General features: G+C 31.0%; 20 protein-coding genes. 6 read left to right on the forward strand and 14 right to left on the reverse strand.

Features of this window, described 5'->3' with window-relative positions; translation table 11 throughout:
- Positions 1 to 35: 35 nt before the first annotated feature.
- Genes ACYQ19_RS05875 through ACYQ19_RS05905 form a run of 7 tightly spaced genes read right to left on the reverse strand, consistent with a single transcriptional unit; the run spans position 36 to position 5933 of the window.
- Entirely contained in the window at positions 36 to 1454 is a 1419-nt protein-coding gene (locus tag ACYQ19_RS05875) for a BatD family protein (protein WP_459978498.1), read from the reverse strand.
- On the reverse strand, positions 1451 to 2185 hold the full coding sequence (locus ACYQ19_RS05880; RefSeq protein ID WP_459978499.1) for a tetratricopeptide repeat protein: 735 nt from the start codon (positions 2183 to 2185) through the stop codon (positions 1451 to 1453). Before ACYQ19_RS05880 ends, ACYQ19_RS05875 begins: the two co-directional genes overlap by 4 nt.
- A complete protein-coding gene (locus ACYQ19_RS05885; RefSeq protein WP_459978500.1) occupies positions 2182 to 2979 on the reverse strand; it encodes a vWA domain-containing protein in 798 nt (265 codons plus the stop codon). The genes ACYQ19_RS05880 and ACYQ19_RS05885 overlap by 4 nt, the downstream gene beginning before the upstream one ends.
- Positions 2967 to 3833 carry a vWA domain-containing protein gene (locus tag ACYQ19_RS05890; protein ID WP_459978501.1) on the reverse strand — a complete coding sequence of 289 codons (867 nt, stop codon included), beginning with the start codon at positions 3831 to 3833 and terminating at the stop codon, positions 2967 to 2969. Before ACYQ19_RS05890 ends, ACYQ19_RS05885 begins: the two co-directional genes overlap by 13 nt.
- Positions 3830 to 4195 carry a hypothetical protein gene (locus ACYQ19_RS05895; RefSeq protein ID WP_459978502.1) on the reverse strand — a complete coding sequence of 122 codons (366 nt, stop codon included), beginning with the start codon at positions 4193 to 4195 and terminating at the stop codon, positions 3830 to 3832. Before ACYQ19_RS05895 ends, ACYQ19_RS05890 begins: the two co-directional genes overlap by 4 nt.
- A gap of 2 nt (positions 4196 to 4197) precedes the next feature.
- The gene (locus ACYQ19_RS05900; protein WP_459978503.1) at positions 4198 to 5001 is read right to left on the reverse strand and encodes a DUF58 domain-containing protein; all 804 of its coding nucleotides are present in this window, start codon (positions 4999 to 5001) and stop codon (positions 4198 to 4200) included.
- Positions 4998 to 5933: an AAA family ATPase gene (locus ACYQ19_RS05905; RefSeq protein WP_459978504.1), complete on the reverse strand. Its 936-nt coding sequence runs from the start codon at positions 5931 to 5933 to the stop codon at positions 4998 to 5000. The genes ACYQ19_RS05900 and ACYQ19_RS05905 overlap by 4 nt, the downstream gene beginning before the upstream one ends.
- Before the next feature lie 112 nt (positions 5934 to 6045).
- Here ACYQ19_RS05905 and ACYQ19_RS05910 point away from each other — a divergent pair, with 112 nt between their 5' ends.
- Both ACYQ19_RS05910 and ACYQ19_RS05915 read left to right on the forward strand, forming a co-directional pair.
- Entirely contained in the window at positions 6046 to 6480 is a 435-nt protein-coding gene (locus tag ACYQ19_RS05910) for an outer membrane lipoprotein (protein WP_459978505.1), read from the forward strand.
- Positions 6477 to 8645: a PD-(D/E)XK nuclease family protein gene (locus ACYQ19_RS05915; RefSeq protein ID WP_459978506.1), complete on the forward strand. Its 2169-nt coding sequence runs from the start codon at positions 6477 to 6479 to the stop codon at positions 8643 to 8645. The genes ACYQ19_RS05910 and ACYQ19_RS05915 overlap by 4 nt, the downstream gene beginning before the upstream one ends.
- Here ACYQ19_RS05915 and ACYQ19_RS05920 read toward each other — a convergent pair.
- From ACYQ19_RS05920 to ACYQ19_RS05930, 3 genes are read right to left on the reverse strand one after another with little or no spacing between them, the layout of a single operon-like run.
- Positions 8628 to 9800 (reverse strand): methyl-accepting chemotaxis protein, encoded by a 1173-nt coding sequence (locus tag ACYQ19_RS05920; protein WP_459978507.1) that lies wholly within the window; start codon positions 9798 to 9800, stop codon positions 8628 to 8630. The two genes, ACYQ19_RS05915 and ACYQ19_RS05920, sit on opposite strands and share 18 nt — an antisense overlap.
- On the reverse strand, positions 9800 to 10078 hold the full coding sequence (locus tag ACYQ19_RS05925; RefSeq protein WP_459978508.1) for a phospholipase D-like domain-containing protein: 279 nt from the start codon (positions 10076 to 10078) through the stop codon (positions 9800 to 9802). Before ACYQ19_RS05925 ends, ACYQ19_RS05920 begins: the two co-directional genes overlap by 1 nt.
- Positions 10075 to 11616, reverse strand: a complete 1542-nt coding sequence (locus tag ACYQ19_RS05930; RefSeq protein ID WP_459978509.1) for a response regulator — start codon at positions 11614 to 11616, stop codon at positions 10075 to 10077. The genes ACYQ19_RS05925 and ACYQ19_RS05930 overlap by 4 nt, the downstream gene beginning before the upstream one ends.
- A 144-nt stretch (positions 11617 to 11760) precedes the next feature.
- Here ACYQ19_RS05930 and ACYQ19_RS05935 point away from each other — a divergent pair, with 144 nt between their 5' ends.
- Entirely contained in the window at positions 11761 to 12507 is a 747-nt protein-coding gene (locus tag ACYQ19_RS05935; protein ID WP_459978510.1) for a transposase, read from the forward strand.
- Positions 12508 to 12576: 69 nt separating this feature from the next.
- Here ACYQ19_RS05935 and gap read toward each other — a convergent pair whose 3' ends face one another.
- On the reverse strand, positions 12577 to 13596 hold the full coding sequence (gene gap / locus ACYQ19_RS05940) for a type I glyceraldehyde-3-phosphate dehydrogenase (protein WP_459978511.1): 1020 nt from the start codon (positions 13594 to 13596) through the stop codon (positions 12577 to 12579).
- Between the two features lie 96 nt (positions 13597 to 13692).
- Between gap and ACYQ19_RS05945 the strand changes: the two genes are divergently transcribed.
- Positions 13693 to 15612: a thioredoxin domain-containing protein gene (locus tag ACYQ19_RS05945; protein WP_459978512.1), complete on the forward strand. Its 1920-nt coding sequence runs from the start codon at positions 13693 to 13695 to the stop codon at positions 15610 to 15612.
- Between the two features lie 78 nt (positions 15613 to 15690).
- Here the strand turns inward: ACYQ19_RS05945 and ACYQ19_RS05950 are convergent, their stop codons facing one another.
- The 3 genes from ACYQ19_RS05950 to luxS are packed head-to-tail and all read right to left on the reverse strand — an operon-like array spanning position 15691 to position 17828.
- Entirely contained in the window at positions 15691 to 16149 is a 459-nt protein-coding gene (locus ACYQ19_RS05950; RefSeq protein ID WP_459978513.1) for a desulfoferrodoxin family protein, read from the reverse strand.
- A 54-nt stretch (positions 16150 to 16203) separates the two neighbouring features.
- Positions 16204 to 17298: an SLC13 family permease gene (locus ACYQ19_RS05955; RefSeq protein ID WP_459978514.1), complete on the reverse strand. Its 1095-nt coding sequence runs from the start codon at positions 17296 to 17298 to the stop codon at positions 16204 to 16206.
- A complete protein-coding gene (gene luxS, locus ACYQ19_RS05960) occupies positions 17295 to 17828 on the reverse strand; it encodes an S-ribosylhomocysteine lyase (protein ID WP_459978515.1) in 534 nt (177 codons plus the stop codon). Before luxS ends, ACYQ19_RS05955 begins: the two co-directional genes overlap by 4 nt.
- Before the next feature lie 278 nt (positions 17829 to 18106).
- Here luxS and rpsB point away from each other — a divergent pair, with 278 nt between their 5' ends.
- Together rpsB and tsf are read left to right on the forward strand one after the other, a co-directional pair.
- Positions 18107 to 18943, forward strand: a complete 837-nt coding sequence (gene rpsB / locus ACYQ19_RS05965) for a 30S ribosomal protein S2 (protein ID WP_459978516.1) — start codon at positions 18107 to 18109, stop codon at positions 18941 to 18943.
- 1 nt (position 18944) lies between these two features.
- Positions 18945 to 19868 (forward strand): translation elongation factor Ts, encoded by a 924-nt coding sequence (gene tsf, locus ACYQ19_RS05970; protein WP_459978517.1) that lies wholly within the window; start codon positions 18945 to 18947, stop codon positions 19866 to 19868.
- The last annotated feature ends 119 nt before the right edge of the window (positions 19869 to 19987 follow it).

The following is a 19987-nucleotide window of genomic DNA, read 5'->3' on the forward strand; positions in this document are numbered from 1 at the left end:
ATGTCAAGGGAATTTTGGAAAGAAAAAAAGAAAAACTATTTTTTTATTATTGATTTTATTATTTTAATAATCTCTTTTTTATTGATTTTATTTTTTTTGTTATTATAAATATTTTCTTCCAGGTCTTTTAATACTTTTTCTATTTTAGGATGGTATGAATATTCAAGCAATATGTTAAAAAGCTCTTTTTCGTTTGCTTTTTTTATTTCTTTTATGATGTTTTCGTTTTCAGGCAATTTTAGTTTTATAACATATGTTAATAAGACTCCGACAATTATTCCTATAATAAATATTAAAAATAGCATTATGTAGTTCGTTTTGGTTTTATAGATAACTTTTTGTTTTATTTCTTTGGTAAGGGAAGTTTTTTTGATTTTATCATTATTGTGAATAGTAATTAAAATTTTGTTTGTTTTAATAGTGTTTAATGTCCCGTTAAAAGATTTGAATTCAATAGGCGGTATGGAAATGTTTTGGTTGGATATGATAGTGAATTCCTTGGTATAGGTTCCACACAACTTATTGTTTTTGATAAAAGTTTTTATATTGGGTGTGTTTTCATAAATTGTAGCATTTGGAATATTTAATTTAAAATCCGGCAAATCATAAAAATCACCACAGCCTTTTATTGTCAATGTAATTTTTACCGGTTCGTTTGCTTTGGCTTCTGTCTTATCCGCACTGAATTTTGCTCTAAATTCTCCATAAACACTATTTTGAGGGATGGCAGATACATTAATGTCAACTTCATTGGAAAAGATGTTTGTATATTTCAAAGATGTCGTTACCAGATTGAAAAAAGGATCGTTAAAAGGCGTTTCTTTACTTAAGTAACCAACTTTTGCCAATATAGGGCCTAATTTATAGTTTCCGGCTTTTTGAGGTATTAACAAAAATGAATATTCCGTAATGTTAAACCCGTTTTTTAGATATTCTTTTTTTGATATCTGTTTTGCGATAAAATCGTTGAAGTTTGGTTTTTGAATTTCGATACTTTGGGGTGAAGTGTCTGTTTTTTGGAAAAATTGTATTTTGAAAATTATCGGTTCACCGATAAATACACTTTTTTTATTGACTAATAACTTGATTTTAAAGTCGCTGTTTTTACTTTCTTTCGGTTTTGTAACCGTTATTTTTATCGGTTTTGTTTTAAATGTATTATTATCCACTTGAACGCTAAATGACGGGATAGTTACGCTTTTTGTAGGAAAAAATATATAACTTTTGGAAACGCTTTTTTGCATATTTCCATTCAGCACGGTTATATTTTGCGTTATGGCCGTTCCCTGAACCGGAAAACCTTCAATGTTTTTAATTTCCGGGAATTTTATATTGTTTCCGTTGGCTTCAATTGTGTATATAACTTCTTCACCGGGATAAATGCTTGTTTTATTTACATGAACATTTACAAACGCAAATAAGATTATAGGTAATATTAAAAGCAGTTTTTTCATTCGTTTCCTTTTAATGGTATTAGTAATGTATTGAATTTGAGTGATTTTATCTGTTTTTCATAAAATTTCATTCTGATATCGCTTGTATTGGTTTCTTTTGTTTTAGCAAACTCTTTTTTTTCAATCTTTTTATTAAAAGGTTTTTGGTTTTTATTAGCTTTTTCCTGCTGCCTTTGATTCTTTTGCTGTTTTTTTTCGCTTTTTTTCTGTTGGTTTTTTTGGTTTTTAGTTTTTTTATTTTTATTGTTGGAATTTTTTTTGTTGTTTTTGTTTTTTTGATTGTTTTTTTGTTGTTTTTGTTTTTTGTTTTGATTTTGTTTATTTTTTTTATTGCTGTTTTGTTTTTTCTGTTTTTTTAATAGTTTTTCAATAAGTTTTAAATTGTATTCGGCGTCTTTGTCTTTTTTGATTTTAAGTGCTTTTTTATAAGATTCTATTGCTTTTTTATACTTTCCAATCAAAGCATACGCGTTGCCGAGATTATAATATTTTTGAAATTGTAAATCTTTTTCATTAATTTTATTGTAAAGTGATATCGCTTTTTTGTATCTTCCGGCTTTATAGTAGGCGTTGGCTGCGTTGTAAAGGGCTTTTTGGGAATTTAGTTTCATATATTCCTCGGCTGCTAAAAGGTATTGTTTGTTTTTATAAAATTCATCGGCTTTTTTAATTGTAAAATAGTCAAACGCAAAAAGGTTTATCGCAAAAAGTATTAAAATCAGTTTTTTCATTTGATTCTCCTGATCGGGAAAAATATTACGAAAAATATTATTAAAATTCCCGCAGCTAAAGGATAATAAAAAAGTTCAGTTTTGTCTTTTATTTTTATTTCTTTGCTTTTTGAAGCTCTCAGTTGTTTTATTAGGTTTTTAAGATTTTCGTTTGAATACTGGGCGTTAAATATATTCGGTCCTGAAATTTCGGTTTTGGAAATATGGTAAACAAATATGTTTTTGTTTTCTGGTATGTAGTTTTCGGATGTGAAAATAACTATTTTAGGATTTTTGACAAGGTTTTTTGCTGAGGTTATCATATTTTGTATGTCACTTTTTGGCCCTCTTTTCAATTCTTTTATGTCGGTATGGTCTAACAGATAAATAAGGGAATTATAATCTTTCGTAGGAGGTGATATGAGATATGCGTTTTTATCAAAGAGAATTAAAGCCGTATTTTGTGCATTTAGCTGCTTGAGAAGCTCTTTTATTTTTGTTTTGGCAAACTCAAATCTGTTTGGATAAAAGTCTTTTTTATCCATCTGCGTAGAGATGTCAAGGGCGATTACAAGGTTTTGGAGAGGCGCTTTTATTGTAATATAGCCGTTGTTGATAACAGGCCTTGCAAGTGCCGTAACAAACAATACGTAACTTGTTATTAGAAGAAAAAATTTAGTTTTTTTGGATATTTTACCTTTAAGTATTATTTTTTTGGCGATATCTCTTGAAAAAGGCAGGTTTTTACTTTTTATATAAAATAATAACGGAATTATCAAAAGAGCTAAAAATGCGTATAAATTTAAAAATTCCATATATTTTTCCTAAATTGGTATAAATAGATTAAAAATAAAATCAAAGCCAAAATCAAAGGATATTGAAAATAGTATTGGTTTAAAATTTGAATATTTGATTTTATATCCGATTTAGTGAGTTTATTTATATCGGAATAGATTTTTTTAAGGTCTTGAAGAGATGACGCAATATACATTTTACCCCCTGTGGAATTTGCTATTTTTTTAAGCACTTTTATATCAGCGTCACCGCCTATTGCTATTGCATAGACTTTAATGTTTTCTTTTTTTAGTTTTTTAATAACCACATCAAGAGGTGTGATACTCATATTGTCCATTCCGTCTGTTAAAAGTATTATTATTTTTTCACCTTTGGCGTTTTTAAAAAGGTTTGACGATAGAAACAAAGCGTCGTAAATAGCGGTTTTACCACCGGCTATTGATACGTAGATTCTTCTTAAAATATCGGAAAAGGTTTTTTTGTCAAATGTGAGCGGTGATGCGATATATGCGATATTTCCGAATACCACAAGCCCGAGAGCATCGTTTTTGCGTTTTTTTGCAAAATCAAGACTTACAGCTTTTGCAGCGTCTATTTTGTTAAATTCTGCCATAGAGCCGCTTGTATCTAAATCTATTACGATGTTATACCCTTTTTTATAGGTGTCGGTTATTATTTTGCTCTTAACGGGCGAAGCCAGGGATAATGAAAGCAGCAGAATTATAATAAATTCAATCAGTGAAAAGCGGTTTTTGGATTTGGTAAAAAAAGATGCGTTCGGAAAAATTATTCTGTCATCAACACTGCTGAAAAAATATTTCATTATAAGATAAATAACAGGTATTATCAGAAAAAACGGATATTCAAAGTTCATTTTATATCCTCTATAAATTTTTGCATTTTTTTGATTATTTGTTCATCCAAATCGTCCACTACGGGTTTATATTTGTATTTTTCAAGATCTTTTACTATTTCTTCGTAAAATTCTTTGTTTTCTTCATTTATAAAAAATTTTGCGTATTCGCTGAATTCGTATGCCGTTTTTTTTGAATTATTGAAATTAAGGTTTTTAAGTTTTATTAAATAAGGGTTTGTTTTTTTCTTTTTCAGAAGTTTTAAAATTAAAAATACCGCTAAAGCTATACTCAATAAAATCAAAACAATAAAAAAATAAAACTGATAGTCTATTATAGTTGCATTGGGTTTAATGTCTCTTAGCTGTTTTAACAGATCCATATCTACCTCACAAGCTTTATTAATTTATATACCGGGTTTTCATCGGTATAAATTTTGGTATATGGAATTTTATGTTTTTTACACTGAGAAAAAAGTTCGGTGTCGATTTTTTCAATATGTTTTTTTAGTTTTTTAACAGCCGTTTTTGTAAAATTCACGTTTACGGCATTCAGTGTTACGGGATCTACAATTTCGGTATAACCTGTGAATTTAGGTTCCTCTTCAAATCTGTCACGCACGTTTACGATGTATGTTTCGTGTTTTAGGTTTTTAATTTCAACCGGTTTTAAAAAATCCCCTATAATGAAGAGAAGGGATTTTTTAAAGCTGTTGAGGAAATCGATGTCGTTTTGCGTGTAGTCTTCTTTCAGATAGTTTGTGTTTAATGTATAATCCACAAAAGAATAAATGCTTTTTTTGTTTTTGGTGGGTTTGAATATTTTTTTCTCTTTTCCCAAAAACACACACTCTATTTTATTGTCCTCTTCCAAAGCGGCAATGCCGAGTGTAGCGATAATTTCGGCAATAAGTTCGGTTTTTAGTTTTTTGCTTCCGAAAAAAAGCGTTCCGCTTTTAAGCACGGCAAGGATTATTCTCAGTTCTCTTTCTTCATCGTATTCTTTTACCAGAGGTTTGTTTATTTTGGCTGAAACTTTCCAGTCTATTTTTTTGGAATCCTCGCCGTAAACATATTCCCTGAATTCTTTAAAGTCAAGTCCGCTTCCTTTGAATTTCGAAAGGTTTCTGCCAAGCAGACTTCCGAAAATTCTTTTTTTTGTTTTTATAACGATTGCGTTTGTTTTCATGGTATGTCTATCGCCTTGATAACGTCGTTGATTACCCTGTCTATTGTAATTTCGTCAATTTCGGCTTTATAATTTAAAATAATTCTGTGTCTTAACACGTCTTTTGCCACTTTTATAATGTCAAGCGGCGTTACGTAGTCTTTGTTTTGTATCATTGCGTATGCTTTTGAGCAGTTGAACATTGCTATAGTGGCTCTCGGGCTTGCGCCGTATTCTATGTATTGTGCCGTTTGGATGTTGTATTTTTCGGGTTCTCTTGTCGCATGTGTTATTTTGGCTATGTATCTTAAGAGCTCTTCGTCCATATGTATGTTTTGAAGCTCTTTTTGCAGATTTAAAATATCTTCGATTGTGGCAACCTGGGAAACTTCTTGTTTATGCTGGGATTTTACTATCAGTATTTCCTCTTCTAAAGTATTGTATGTTACGTTTATTTTCATAATAAACCTGTCAAGTTGGGCTTCGGGGAGCGGGTATGTTCCTTCCTGTTCTATGGGATTTTGGGTGGCTATTACCAAAAAAGGGGGATTTAGTTTAAAAGTTTCGTTTGCAATGGTAACTTGCATCTCCTGCATAACCTCCAAAAGGGCGCTTTGAACTTTTGCGGGGGCTCTGTTTATTTCATCGGCAAGCAGCAGATTGGTAAAAACCGGTCCCTTTTTTATTTCGAATTCGTTTGTTTTTGGGTTGTATATTTCGATTCCCGTGATGTCGCTCGGAAGAAGGTCGGGCGTGAACTGGACCCTTTTAAAATCAAGGCCTATAGTTTTGGCAAGAGTTAATACGCTTTTTGTTTTTGCAATTCCAGGCACACCTTCTACAAGCAAATGACCGCCTGTGATTAATGATATAAGCATCGAATCTATTAAATGCTCATGACCTATAATGACTTTGGATATTTCTTTTTTAATATTTTGAAGAATCTGCATCAACAGCCTTTTTTTATTTTATAATACATCAAATGGGTTAAAAATAAGTGAAAAACGACTTTTAATTTTATTTAAAGTGCAATAATGTATAATAGCAATAAAAAAGGAATATAAAATGAAAAAAATACTATTTTCTTTATCCGTATGTGCTTTTCTCTTTACCGGGTGCACGCAAATGTATAATTCCAATGAAGTGGCGTTGAGTGATGTAAATGTTATGTATAGCTATAAAACCGGTGTTGTAAAAAGCGTTAAAAAAGTGATTATCAAAGATGACGGAAGCGGGGTAGTAACTGGTGCTGTGACAGGAACGGTTCTGGGAAGTCTTTTTGGTGGAGGTAAAGGAAACGTGTTAACAACGCTTCTTGGAGGTCTTGCAGGTGCTTATGCGGGATATCAGATTGATAAGGCAAACGGGGAAGAACTTTATATTAAACTTGATGATGGAAGAGACATTGTGGCAATAGTAAAAGGCGTTGACATTAAAGCGGGTGACAGGGTGCGTGTAGTGGTTGACGGAAACAGAATAATCAGAGTAGAGAGAATATGATATTAAAAGTTTTCAGCACTAAAAGAGAAATAAGAGAATATATAAAAACTCATAATAACACTTTTTTACCAAAACTAATTACAATCGGTGAATTTTTGGATAAGTGTATTGTTGTTAAGGGTGCTTCTTTAATAGACACAGACCTTAAAAAAATTTATCTCTATAAAGCCCTTGAAAAAGTAGAAATTGAGAAACTCGGATTTAGGAAAGATTTTTTAAATTTTTTTAAAAACAGCGAGTTTGTTTTGTCGTTTTTCAATGAAATTTTTTTGGAAAAAAGAAACATTGAAGAAATAGAACTTGCGGATACGTATCTTGAATACAGCGATCATCTTGAGGTTTTAAAAAATCTTTATTATGAATATAAAAACCTGCTTGAAAAAGACGGACTTTACGATAAAACCACAATAAAAGAGTATGAAATAAACAGAAAATTTTTTGAAGACATTCAAAAAGTTGAAATTCACCTAAGCGGCTATCTTCCGAAATTCGATCTGGAAATCATTAAACAATTGCCTTGCAGCGTTGAGGTTAATTTCAGGGTAACGCCTTACAATAAAGTTTTGATTCGGAAGATGTTCGGTGATTTTAAAGAAGGTGAATATAAATATGATTTGCATAAAAATTCGGTGCTGGAATTCACACCTTTAAAAAAACTCGGCACTATTGAAGTTGAACATTTCTCAAGTAGGATTAACGAAGCCAATTTTGTATTTGCGAGTATAGAAGAGATGATACAAAGCGGTATAAAACCCGAAAACATTGCAATAATACTGCCTGATGAGGGCTTTAGTGAGTATTTGAAAATTCTGGATATTCACAATAACCTGAATTTTGCGATGGGGGAGAGTTTTATAAAATCGAACATATTTATTATGCTTGAAGCGATTTACAAATATATTACGGAAAAAGACCCCGTGTCTTTAAAAAAAGCAAAAAATAAAATCGAAGAGTTTGAAAAACTGAAAAGTTTTAATGATGTTTTGGAATTTGTTCTTAAAAATTCAAGTATGAGGGAAAGAAAAATTTTGGATGAAGAGATTTATAAAATCTCAAAACTTGAAGAGCTTAAAAATTTTTCCAAAGACGAAATTTTGCATTTTCTTCTTGAAAGGTTTAAAAATTTAACATTTGATGACGTAAAAGGCGGAAAAGTTACCGCAATGGGTGTGCTTGAAAGCAGGGGTATGAAATACGAAGGGGTGGTAATTGTCGATTTTAATGACGATTATGTCCCAAATGTCAGTGATAAAGACTATTTTTTAAATTCTGCAATAAGAAAAAAAGCGAACCTGCCTACCAGAAAAGATAAAGAAGCCCTTCAGAAAAACTATTATTACAATATTTTGCTGAATGCTAAAAAAGTTAAAATCGCTTATGTTAAAAACGAAGAGAAAGAACCGAGCAGATTTCTTTACGAACTCGGCCTTGATTTCGGTGAAAATAAAGACGAATACTACAGCGAAGCGGTGTATAAAGTTTCAAAGCCCGAATTTTACGAATATGAAGAAACGTTTGAAAAACCGGAAATATTAACGCCTACAAAACTTAAAACACTGCTTGAATGCCCTATGAAATATTATTTTTCTTATGTTTTAAACATTAAAAACGAAGATGAAAAAGAGTATTTCGGAAGCAGGTTTCATAATGTTTTACAGGAAGTATTAAAACAAAAACCATCATCCCCTAAAGAATATTTCGAAATGATAATGGAAAATCTTTTACAAAACACTTCCAAAAAAGAGTATTTTGAAATTAAATCAGGCTGGGAAGAAAAAATAAAAAAATTTGCATACCGAGATTATGAAGAGCTAACCGATAAAATATATACTGAAATAAATCTGCCTTCTAAAAACTTTAAAAATTTTATACTTCAAGCAAGGGCTGACAGAATTATAGGCAATAAAATTTATGACTATAAAACATCTTCAAACCAGGATTATTTAAAAGACTTAACCCAGGCTGAGTTTTATAAATATTTAATGCCTGAGAGTGAAATATATTTTTGGGATATAAACAAAGCGGAACTTATACCTGTTAACCCTGATCCTAAAAAACTTGAAGAAAAAATACAAAGCATTGAATATAAAACAAAAAGAAGCGAAAATAGAGATAAGTGTAAATTTTGTGAATATAGATTTGCTTGTTTACACTTTGAATCTTGAAACTTCTTTTTGAAGCTTTTCAAAAGTGGTTTTAAGCATTTCGGTAATTTTGGCAATTGAATTTGCGATAGATACGTTCTGGGTTGAAATGTCTGTAAGTTTTTCTGTGTGAGTCATCAGCTGTTTTGCTTCAAAAGCCATTATGGTTACGTTTTTGGTGGCATCTTTTGCATAAGCAATATTGTCTTTATTCATTGTAAGAATTTGATCTAATTGATTTGTAATTTCACTAGTATGAGAGGCTAGAATATTCATTTTTTCTGAATTTTTATTAATTTCATTTGATGTTAAATTTATAGTATTAGTTATATTTTTAATTATTGCTTCAATATTTACTAATGAATTTCCGCTTTCTTCTGCCAATTTTCTAACTTCATCTGCAACAACAGCAAAACCTCTTCCATGTTCACCCGCTCTTGCCGCTTCAATTGCAGCATTTAAAGCTAAAAGTTCTGTCTGTTCTGTAATACTTGAAATAATTTTTAAAACATTCTTTATTTCTTCAGTTTGTGCATTCAGATTATGTAGAAGATCATTGAGTTCTTTTTCTTTAGAGTTTATTTGGATTATTTCGTTTGTTGTTTCAATTAATGATTTACTGAAATTTTCTAGAAACTCTGCTGTTTTTATTAGTGTATGTGTTGTAGATGCTACTGATGCTTCTGTTTTGTCAAGATGTTGAGAAAGTGTGTCAGAAATTTTAGATATTTCACTTGCTTCAATATCCGTTTGATGTATTGTTTCTTTAAGGTTTTTTATAATGTTTTCAAGTTCTTTTGTGTTTTTTGAAACGATAGTGCTTGAATTTTTAATATCTATTATTACCTCTCTTACATTATTTATGAATTTGTTAATATAATCAGCCGCGAGTTTTATTTCATTTTGCTGTTTGATATGGATCTGTTTGGTTAAATCACCATCACCTTCGCTTAATTCTTTAGAAATTGAAATATATTCTTGAATAGGAACAATTACATAATATTTAAGAAGATAATAAGCGGCTACTTGTATTACCACCGCAATAATTAAATGTTCAATAGCAGTTGAGATGAATTCATTTGGTGCCGTAAAATACGTATATAAAAGTAAAATAAAGCTTGTTAGGAGGTTTATAGCTAGCAGTTTTAAGTTGAAATCTTTAATTATAGAGTGCATTAAACCATCCTTATTTTGAATTTATTAGTTAATTTTAGTGCTTCAAGTAATTCATATAATGTATTGTCATACACATTTATTAATACAGCTACACCTTTATCGTGTAATCTTAATAATTCACCAATAATACTTGATGGTAGAGAAAAAGATTTGATATTTAATATTATTTGTGGTTCATTTTCTTTACTTCTTAATATTTGTATTAATCTTTCAACGTCTGATATTGTTACAACAGGTGAATTTACATTAATTACATTTCCTTCAATTTCTATATTCATGGTTTAACCTTTAAGAAAATTTTTATTGCGGTTCCTTTTTCATTAAAAAATAATCCGTAAGAGAGATGTTTGATTATTTTAATACCCCTCCCATGATATTTTTTATAATAAGCATCTTTTATTTTTTGAACATCAAACCCACTTGTATTGTCTTGATATTCAATTTTTAGCCAATTTTCATTTTTGCTTAATTTAATTTTAGCGAAAAATTTTTTATTTGCAACACAATTTTGTGAAAACTTTTTTTTATCTTTAAGGTTTTCTTTATTTTCTATCATTAAGATCGAATGTTCATATGTATTTGTAAGTATTTCATGTAAAATTAAATGTATTTGTTCAATTCTAGGAATATTTTGAATATATAATTTTTTCAAAAAAAGATCTATTTCTTCTTTTTCTAAATTCAGAGTTTCTTCAAATAAAATATCAAAATTATCTTCTTCTTTTGTGATATATACTATGCAAATATCATCCATTTGATGAGAATTGTCATTAAAATCTTCGATTATTTCTTTTAAAAAAGTTATTTTTGGAAAAATTTCTTTCAGTCTCTTAAAATAAATTGTATTTTTATAAGGGGATTCAAATATTCCGTCACTAGAAATTAGTATTTTATCTTCAATATTTGTAGTATTTATTTGTATATTATCTGTCTTTGTCCTTATAGGGTAATTATTTGATTTAATAATTTGAGTAGAAGTAATTATAGGCGGATTTCCAAAATTAGCATAATGTAATTTATTGTTTTCCATCCAAACAAGTGTAACGCATAATATTTCGTTTTCAAGTAATATTGTTTTTACATAAGTAACAAAGTCATAAATAAGTTTTTGAAAATTAAAATCATTGTATTCTATAGCTTTATTAATTGAATGTTTTAAAAATGCTAATGCATTGAATGATGTAAGAGATGCTCCAAGCCCTTTACCCATTGCGTCGATTACACCTATAAAATAGTTGTTTTTTGATATTTTTTTTGTATAAATTGTATCACCTGTTAATAAATCTTTTGGTTTAAAATATGTCTCAAACAAATAATTTTCGTCAAAAAACATTTCAAGTTCATTTTTCATTATTTTATTTTGCTTTTGATGTATGATTTTTTCTTGATATTCTTTATAACTTAGCAGTTTTTTAAAGGCTTCTTTTTTTTCAATCTCTTTTTTTATGTATTTTCTTAAAGTTTTAATCATATTAATCAAAGCCTGTAAGTCTGCAAGTGTTATATCTTTTGAAAGAAAAGTATCAAAACCGATATTTAAGGCAGTTTCTTTGAGTTGTGGTGAAGAATCTGAAGTTATCATTATTTTATATGTGTATTGTAAATTTTTTTTTATATTTTCTAAAACATTAAAACCTGTAGTGTTTTTTAAATGATAATCAATAAAAACGGCATCAATATCACTATTATGATTTACAAAGTCATAAAATTCTTTTTCATTTTCAAAAACATATATATATCTAAGTTTAAGTTTTTTAAACATATTTTGTATATGAGTCAAAAAAGTTTTACTATCATCTAAAACTGCTATTTTCATATTGTCTCCGTTTAAAATATTGAATTAGTATTTTATCATCTATTAAGAAATATTGTATCATACTTTAAGATTATGATATAATTTTATACCAAGTGTCTGGCACTTAAGGTAAAAGGTGTCAGTCATCTTTTTAAAGGAGATAATATGGCAAGAAAACCGAGAGTTAACGATCCGGGTTTTTATCATATAGTCAACAGAGGCGTAAACGGAGCTGAAATATTTAATGAAAAAGAGGATTTTTTCAAATTTATGGAACTAATGCTGAAAACAAAATATGACTATAAAGTTGTTTTTCATGCATTTACGATACTTCCGAATCATTATCATATATTGCTTGAAACTACGCTTCCGAATTTAAGTGAGGCTATGAGGTTTTTAAATTCTGCTTATGCCGCATGGTATAACTATAAAACCGGAAGGGTGGGACATTTGTGGAAAGGAAGGTTTGAGAGTTATATGATGTTTGATGATAACCACAGCTGGAAAGTTATAAAATATATAGAAAGAAACGCTTATGTCTTGGGGCTTGTTGAAGATATAAAAGATTATGAATATCAGTCACTTGCACTTAGACTTAAAAAGAACAAATTCAATGAAATAATAGAAGGGAGTATGATTTTCCAAAAACCGCTTGAAGAATATATTGAATGGCTTAACAAACCCCTTGAAAAATTTGAACTTGAAGAAATTTACAATGAACCTAAAATTGTTAAAGTGGACGGAGAACTTAAGGTTATCAGAAAAAAAATAAGCGACTTTTTCGATGAATATGAAGAGAAAAAAGACGCCATACTCGCAGCCAAAGAAGCCGGATATAAATATACCGAAATAGCAAGATATTTAGGTGTTAGCACAGGATATATCAATAAAATATTAAAAAGTGAGAAATAAAAGAGAAAAAGTTAGTTAAGGTGGGGTTATAAATTTGACTTTTTAACCCTTAGGACCTTAACAACTTTATTAAAGTTTTTCAGCTACCATCTGGGCAAGTTCTAAAACTCTTCTTGCGTATCCGAATTCATTGTCATACCATGCAAGGATTTTTGCTTTATTTCCGTCAACCACCATTGTTGAAAGTCCGTCAATTATACTTGAATGAGGATTCCCTAAGATGTCGCTTGAAACCACTTCGTCGTATGTTATTTCTAAAACACCCTTTAACTGGTTGTTTGCGTAATCTTCGAATGCTTTATTGATTTCTTCTGCGCTTGTCTGTTTTTTAAGCACTACAGAAATATCGGTAACGGCGCCATCCGGTGTTGGAACTCTTAAAGCCATTGCGTTCATTTTACCTTTAAGTGCCGGAATTACTTCCGTTGTAGCTTTTGCCGCACCTGTTGTAGTAGGTATGATATTTACAGCCGCAGCGCGTCCTCTTCTGTGTTTTCCTGGTTTTTTTCTATCGATTGTAACCTGACTTGAAGTGTATGCGTGAACCGTTGTAATTAATGCACTCTCAACGCCGAATACTTCTTCAAGAACCTTCATAGCCGGTGCCAAAGAGTTAGTAGTGCATGACGCGTTTGAAATTACGTGGTGGTTATCCGGGTCGTATTCATTATGATTTACGCCTAATACGATCGTTTTATCCACTTCTTTTCCGGGAGCTGTGATAATTACTTTTTTAGCGCCTGCTTCGATGTGTTTTGCAGCATCGTCTCTTTTTGTGAATTTACCTGTAGCTTCAAGAACGATGTCTATATTCATCTCTTCCCAAGGAAGTTTTGCAGGATCTCTTTCACTAACGATTGCTATTTCTTTTCCGTCAATTATTAGAGAATTCTCAGTATATTCAACACTTACGGGAAATTTGCCGTGCACCGAATCGAATTTGATCATATAAGCCAAATCTTCAGGTGTTCCGCTTCCCCCGTTTGCCACTACTATCTCAATATTTTCGGGTTTTGTTTCTACATAATGCCATAAAACCATTTTACCTATTCTGCCAAGGCCGTTTATCGCAACTCTTTTTTTAGACATAATGTATCCTTTTTTATTGAAATTATAACATATAAGACAAATATGTTTTTATGTTAAAATTGGACAAAAATTATCTTTTATGATATAAGGGAAGTAATGAAATTAATTATTATTTTTTTATTGGGAGTTTTTACAATGGCCAACCATTTAAAATATTGCGATAGTCCTTATCTTTTACAGCATGCCGACAATCCCGTAGACTGGTATCCGTGGGGTGATGAAGCGTTTGAAAAAGCGAAAAAAGAAAACAGGCTTATATTTTTATCTATTGGATATTCTACATGCCACTGGTGCCATGTAATGGAAAGGGAAAGTTTTGAAAACGAAGAAATTGCGAATATTTTAAACAAATTTTTTGTGAGTATAAAAGTCGACAGGGAAGAAATGCCCGATATTGATAAAAAATATCAAAAAATTTATCAAATTATGCATAATAGGGCAGGTGGCTGGCCTTTAACCATAATAATGACGCCCAAAGGGGAAGTGTTTTATTCCGCTACTTATATTCCACCCCATTTTTCCCAATTCGGGCCGGGGCTAAAAGAGATACTCACCTCAATAGCAAATGATTGGCAAAACAATCCTCAAAAAATTGAAAATATTGCTGAAAATTTAAAAAAGTATTTAAAAAATTCAAAAAGTTTTGAAAAAGTAAATATATCAGACGACATACTCGAAAAAGTAATTTCAGAAACTCTTAAAAGTTTTGATATGAAATACGGCGGTATGAAAGGTTCTCCGAAATTTCCTATGGAAAGCGCTTTGGATCTGCTTATTGATGTGTATTTGCTAACAGAAAATGAAAAAATATTAAACATTTTAAATACTACATTTAACAATATGGCCAAAGGCGGAATATTTGATCAAATTGAAGGCGGTTTTTACAGATATTCAACCGATTCAAAATGGGAAGTGCCTCATTTTGAAAAGATGCTTTATAACAATGCAAATCTTCCTTTTGCATATTTTAGGATGTATGAAATTACTAAAAATGAACTATACAAAGAAGTTGCTCTAAGAAGTATAGATGAGATGATAAGAAGATATAGGGATGAAAACTTCCTTTTCTTCGGTGCTAGCAATGCGGAAAGTGAAGGAAAAGAGGGTGCCTATTTTGTTTTTACTTACGATGAGGTTAAAAAAGCGTTTATAAACCTTAAAAACAGCGATGAACTGATGCAATATTTCGGCATAAAAAAATTCGGCAATTTTAATGGTAGAAATAATCCCGTTATAAAAGGTAAGATACCGGAAAATTACGATATAGCATTAAATATACTTCAAAATATTAGAAAAAAAAGAGAATTCCCTTTTATAGATACAAAAAAGATTACATCATGGAATGCTATGATGATTAGTGCATTGCTGAAAGCCGGATGCATAAATGAAAAATATAAATATGAAGCTTATAAAACACTTGATACTCTTCTTGAAAAAATGTATGTTAATGATAAACTTTATCACTCATACAACCAAAATGAAAAAGCAAAAACACCGGCGCTTCTTGAAGATTATGCTTATTTTATTAATGCTTTAATTGATGCATATGAAAATAGTTTTGATAAAAAATATTTAAATATAGCAAAAAATTTAATAATAAAAACAAAAGAAAAGTTTTATAATGAATACTGGTATATGAATGAAAGTAAAAACATCGAAGCTGATTTCAGTGATAGCGCGTATGCATCATCTCTTAGTATATTAGCTAAAGATTATATAAGACTTTCTACAATTTTGTATGATTTGGAATTATATAATGAAGGTATTAATATTATTAAATACGGAGGATATTTTATAAACAAATATCCTCTTTATTATCCGTCGATAACAAAAGCATATTTTATGTATCATTACGGCACATATGTATTAAATATTGAAAAACCGGAATGTATTGATATGGAATATCCTTATATGGAATATAAACAAGGTGAAAATTATGAAATATGCACTATTGAAAAATGTATTTTAAAAAGCGGGGATTTGAAAAAAATTAAAGAGATTATAAAGAAAAAATAATCTCTTAATTTAAAGATATCCGAAATATTTATAGTGACAGACACTAATGTTATTAATAAAAAAACAAAAGAGAGGGAATTATAGGGTGATTGTATAATCCCAAATTCCGTGTTTGTTGCATCCTTCAACGGCAGTTAATGTTTTAACTCCGTCAAGTTTTACTTTAAATGCCGCATAACCCATAGCTTTTCCAGGTTCGAATAAAACTCTATCAACCAATTTTCCATCAGCTCTTAATTCTATAAAATCGATCCAGTGATCTTCAGTGCTTGGGTGAATGATACCTTTTTGTCCAATTGTAATTTCAACTAATGTATAACCTTTTGCATCTTTTGAACCGATTTTAATTTCAGGTGTGTGTTTTAATTCACCTTTTGTAGGGTTTTCACTGATGTGATATTTGTTTCTGTTATAAATTTTTTCTCTGTATTTTCCGTAAGGGTTACATACTTCGTTTTTTTCACTTGCCATTGCAGGAGTTACAGCTGCAGCTGCTAATCCTAAAGCTCCAAGTTTAAGTGCTTTTCTTCTATCCATTTTTAATCCTTTAAGAGTATTTTTATCGTATTTTAACGGAAAAAAATTATTAAGTCAAATTATTTTGTAAAAAATAACCAAAACTATTAGATAAGAAACAATAAAATAAGGAATTGAATATTTGTGAAAATCTATATACGCTTTTGGATTTTTAAGAAACCTGAGGGCTATGATGTTGGCTAAAGAGCCTATCAATAAGCCGTTTCCGGCTATATCCACCCCGTATGCGATTGCTATATAATTGTCTGAAAAGTTGCTCATAAAAATTGCCGCAGGGACGTTAGAAATAATTTGTGACAGAATTATGCTTATATTAAAAACATTGTAAAAGTCCATTTCAATCGAGCCCATTATATTTTTAATTATCTCAAGTCTGCTTAGCATCCCGAAATCTATAAACATTATTATAAAAGTAAAAATCAAAAAATAATCAAATTTCAAAAACACATTTTTATAGCCTGCAAACAGGTAATATAACACTATTACAAGCAGAGCATATCTTACCAGTGAATATTCAAGTGAAACTATAAACAAAACAAAAAGAACAATTGAAGAAATAAAAAGAAATTTATCGGTTTTGTGTGTTTTGTTTATTTCTATTTCAAGATTTTTTTTCGGAAAAAAAATAAAGATAAATAATATAAGAAGAATAATTTTAGGAATAAAAATAATGCTCATCTTCTGTATAAAGTCAATAACACTTATGTCCATCTGTCTGAAAAGAAATATATTTTGCGGATTTCCGAATGGCGTAAGCTCGCTTCCGACATTAACGGCTATTGCTTCGAATATAACAAGTTTGGTCAAGTCGTTTTTAATCTGTGATGAAAATGCCAAAGTAAGCGGCACCATTACAAAAAGAGTAATGTCGTTTGTTAAAAACATAGATAAAAAGGCGCTTAATGTTACAAACGCAAATGCAAGAGCCCTTTCCGTTTTGAAACGTTTTACACTTGCTGTGGCAAACGCGTCGAAAAATCCAGAAAGTTTCAACGCGGTAGTAATCAGTAAAAGCGCACTAAGAGCCCTTATGGTTCCCCAGTCGATAAATCCGTATATTTCTTTAAATTTGGGCTTAACATTGGAAAAAAGGAAAAAGAAAAGAGATAGAAAGATAAAAAACAGCCACTCTTTTTTTAAAAGTTTCATTTTCCGAGTATCACCACCTTTGAAACGTCAACATTGCATTCATTCGGTATATTTGACGGATCAAGCGCCAAAACTTCGTTATCCATTATTACTATTTCGTTATTTAAAATATGTTTGGCAACTTTTTTTGCTCCTTCTAGTGAATGCATATAGCAGCTTCCGCACTGATATACGTTTGCTTCCGGGATTGTATCTGTTTCAAGTATGTTTTGCATAGATTTTTTCCACGCTTCAATTATTTCGTTATCTTCAGGCTCACCAATAACGCTCATGTAAAATCCCGTGCGGCATCCCATAGGTGAGATATCAATAATTTCGTAATCAGGTAAATTGTCCCTCATATATCCTGCAAAAAGATGTTCAAGCGTGTGCATTGCTTTTTCGTCTATTATTTCAACGTTCGGTTTAGCAAATCTTACATCATATACGGTAATTATATCACCGCTTGGCGTTTTTACGTGTTTTGCAACTCTAAGTCCAGGACTTGGCATTTTGACGTGATCTACTAAAAAACTATCTAACATCGGCATGGTTACTCCTTAAAATTTGTTATTGGTATATTTGTTATTTGTGTATTGGTGATGTAAATGGTTATTTATTAATATTTAGATATTTCAATGTCCAAATAACCAGTACACCAATAACCAATATACAAGTTAACTATTATGTTTGCAATTATACATCATTTTTGATAAAATTCCGTTTCTAGTTCTCACCTCTTTATTCCTTGGTAGGGTTGCACTGAAAAGTGTTAAAGAAGAGGGAGGCTAAACCCGAACCAAAAAAACAAATAATTCAAGGAGAAACAATGCCGTGTAATGTAACAATGAAAGACCTTTTAGAGTGTGGTGTTCACTTTGGTCATCAAAAGAGAAGATGGAATCCGAAAATGAAAAAATACATTTTTGGTGTAAGAAAAAACATTTATATTATCGACCTTCAAAAGACACTTAGACATATCAAATATGCTTACAACGTGGTTAAAAACGCTGCTGAAGAAGGTAAAACTATCCTTTTTGTTGGAACTAAAAAACAAGCGGTTGACGCTATTAAAGAGCATGCTGAGAGATGTGGTATGCCATATGTTAACCACAGATGGCTTGGTGGTATGCTTACAAACTTTAAAACTATCCAAAAATCAATCAGAAAACTTGAAATCATTGAAAAAATGGAAGAAACTGGACAAATCAACCTTTTAACTAAAAAAGAAAGATTAATCTTAGCTAGAAGAAAAGCAAAATTAGAAAAATTTATCGGCGGAATCAGACATATGAAAACTATCCCTGATATGCTTTTCATAATCGATACTGTAAAAGAAAAAATCGCAGTTGGTGAAGCTAACAAACTTGGTCTTCCGATCGTAGCACCTGTAGATACAAACTGCGATCCTGATTTAATCGATGTTCCAATCCCAGGAAACGACGATGCGATCAGAAGTGTAAACCTTTTCTGTAAAACAATTGCCGATGCTATCATCGAAGGAAAAGAATTGGCGGCTAAAGAGGAAGAAGGGGAAGTAGAGCCTATTTCTCAAGAAGAAATCGCTGAAGAGGTAAAAGAAATCAAAGAAGAAGCGGCAGCAGAAGAAAAAACTGAAGAAGAAATCAAAGCTGAAACTGAAGAAATCAAAGCTGAGGAGGCATAATATGGCAAACATTACTGCAGCAATGGTAAAGGCACTTAGAGAAAAAACCGGTGCCGGAATGATGGATTGTAAAAAAGCTCTTGTAGAAGCTGAAGGTAACGAAGAAAAAGCAGTAGAGATCCTAAGAAAAAAAGGTCTTGCAAAAGCTGCTAAAAAAGCTGACAGAAACGCTGCTGAAGGTAGAGTTGAAATCTATATCAGCGATGATTACAAAAAAGGTAGTATTGCAGAAGTTAACTGCGAAACTGACTTCGTTGCAAAAACTGACGAATTTATAGAATTTGTTAGTGAAACTGTTAAAACTATCAACGTAAACGATATCACTGATACTGAAGCTCTAAACAAAGCTCCATTTGGTGCTGGAACTTTTGAAGAAGAGCTTAAAGTTAAAATCGCTAAAATCGGTGAAAACATCGTAGTTAGAAGAATAGGAACTATTAAAGCTCCTGAAAACGGAATCGTAAACGGATACATTCACGCAGGTGGAAAAGTGGGTGTATTGGTTGCTGCTGCATGTGACAGCGAAAAAACATGTGAAGCTATTAAAGATACTTTAAGAGATATAGCAATGCACATTGCTGCAATGAAACCTCAGTATCTAAACCCTGAGAGCGTTCCGGCTGATGTGATTGAAAAAGAAAAAGAAATCGCAAAAGCTCAGCTTCTAAAAGAAGGTAAACCTGAAAACGTAATTGAAAAAATTATCCCTGGTAAAATCAAAAGATTCTACAGCGACGTATGTGTTACAGAGCAGGAATACGTAAAAGCTGAGAAAAAAGAAACTGTTGCGGAAGCTCTTAGCAAAGCGGCAAAAGCTGCTGGCGGAGAAGCAAAACTTGTTGACTTCATCAGATTTGAAGTTGGTGAAGGTTTAGTTAAAAACGCATGCAATATGGCGGATGAAGTAGCGGCGGCTCTTTCTTAATCCCCGCTTCTTTTTTTATATTCCACTAATAGTGTCTGGCACTAAATGAAAGAGTGGAGAAAGGGTTATAAGGAAAAGATAAGGAAGAAAGGAAAAAAGACACTGATGTATTTTTAATA

It is taken from the genome of Nautilia lithotrophica (assembly GCF_054656815.1).